This window comes from Bacteroidota bacterium (genome assembly GCA_034723125.1).
Taxonomy (GTDB): Bacteria; Bacteroidota; Bacteroidia; order CAILMK01; family JAAYUY01; genus JAYEOP01.
In genome coordinates this window covers 1-1503 of record JAYEOP010000609.1, presented here as the reverse complement: position 1 = coordinate 1503, position 1503 = coordinate 1, and the positions used below count along the sequence as shown (strand labels likewise).

General features: G+C 26.8%; 1 protein-coding gene. It reads right to left on the bottom strand.

The window, feature by feature from the left end; all coding sequences use genetic code 11:
• Positions 1–355: 355 nt before the first annotated feature.
• Entirely contained in the window at positions 356–1105 is a 750-nt protein-coding gene (locus tag U9R42_15080; GenBank protein ID MEA3497349.1) for a methyltransferase domain-containing protein, read from the bottom strand.
• Positions 1106–1503: the final 398 nt, after the last annotated feature.

The following is a 1503-nucleotide window of genomic DNA, read 5'->3' as shown; positions in this document are numbered from 1 at the left end:
TAATACGTAGGTAATTTGAAAAATGAGGGTAAACTATTTGCCATTTTATTAAAAATAAGTTATTTAAATTCAACTTCAAAGTTAGGAATTATAAGTTGAATAATTCTTATTGAGGGATTATTATTGAACTAACAAGGAATCTTGGTCTAAATCTAAATTTCATTAGGAATTATTTTTAAGTGCTTAAAAATAACAGTTATCAATCTTTTAAATTTGAACAGTCTAGCATAGCAATCGTCTGAAATTGTCGAGTTCTATTCCTGTCATATAGCATAAAAGTTAGAGTGCTGTAAAAAACTTGAATTACCACTAAAACACTTATTTCTATTATACTTTATGTATGCTTAGTTGGATGTTATTTCCTGCAATAGTAAATCTCCGTATCTTTATGTAATCCCATTTTTGCAATTTCATTTTCTTCACAAAAATCTTCCGTTTTGAAAACAGTAACTTTAAAACCTGATGATTCCAATTTATTTTTATAATCCTTACCATAAATTCTTTTGTGGTCATGATGACCATAAACTTTCATCCTTTCTTCTGGACTTTTTATCAAAGAATTTTCATAAGTATCATTTCGTGAATAATCAATTGGTACAAGATGAATTGACCACCCATCAATACTTTGTACCCTATGTAATTCCTTCATTGCTTTTAAATCATCATCTACATGTTCAAGTACATGGCTACTTATTAAAACATTAAAGAAATTATCAGGATATTTTATATTAGTAATATCAATTTCAATCATTGCTCTTGGAGATCTTAAATCTGCTGATAGATAATTGATATTTTGTTGTTTCTTCATTTTATTATAAAAACAATGTTCAGGAGCGAAGTGCAAAACATCTAACCTGCTTTTGAAAAAATCTGTCTTCCTTAATAAAAAGAGCCATAATGTTCTGTGCCTAATATCAGCCCCACAATTAGGACAATTTCCCGATTTAAATATCCGAAGCTTACTTTTACAAATTGGACAATAATAATTATTGCCAAAATAACCAATGCTTTGAACACCATAATAAAAATATAGCAAGGGTTCAAATAGTTGTTTTGGTATAAATGATTTAATTCTATACCAATTTTTGTTTTTAGTTATATTCATATCTCTATTTATTTCTGCACAACGCTCACATTATAATAATGGTTAATGTTTCATTTACATCACATAAAAAGTCTCCTGCAGATACAATTTTGGCATATTAAAAAATAAGTTTTAATTATTCATGCAATATTACAAAAAAATATTTTCTGAAAGAGTAATAAACACAAAAAAATAATAAGGATTCCAACTATGATTAGTATCATCTTTTTTAACAATTTATTGTAGTATTTTTGCATTTTTAAAAATACTTTATGAAATTTTTAATTGACATAGGACATCCTGCACATGTTCATCTTTTTAAGCATTTTTCTTGGGAAATGGAAAAACGTGGTCATAGCATTTTTTTTACAACAAGAGAAAAAGAATGTACAATTGAATTGTTGGAACACTATGGTTTC

What these genes read in the sequence shown, in the direction of transcription:
- U9R42_15080 (MEA3497349.1), bottom strand. Translation starts at nt 1,105, where the DNA reads ATGAATATAACTAAAAACAAAAATTGGTATAGAATTAAATCATTTATA.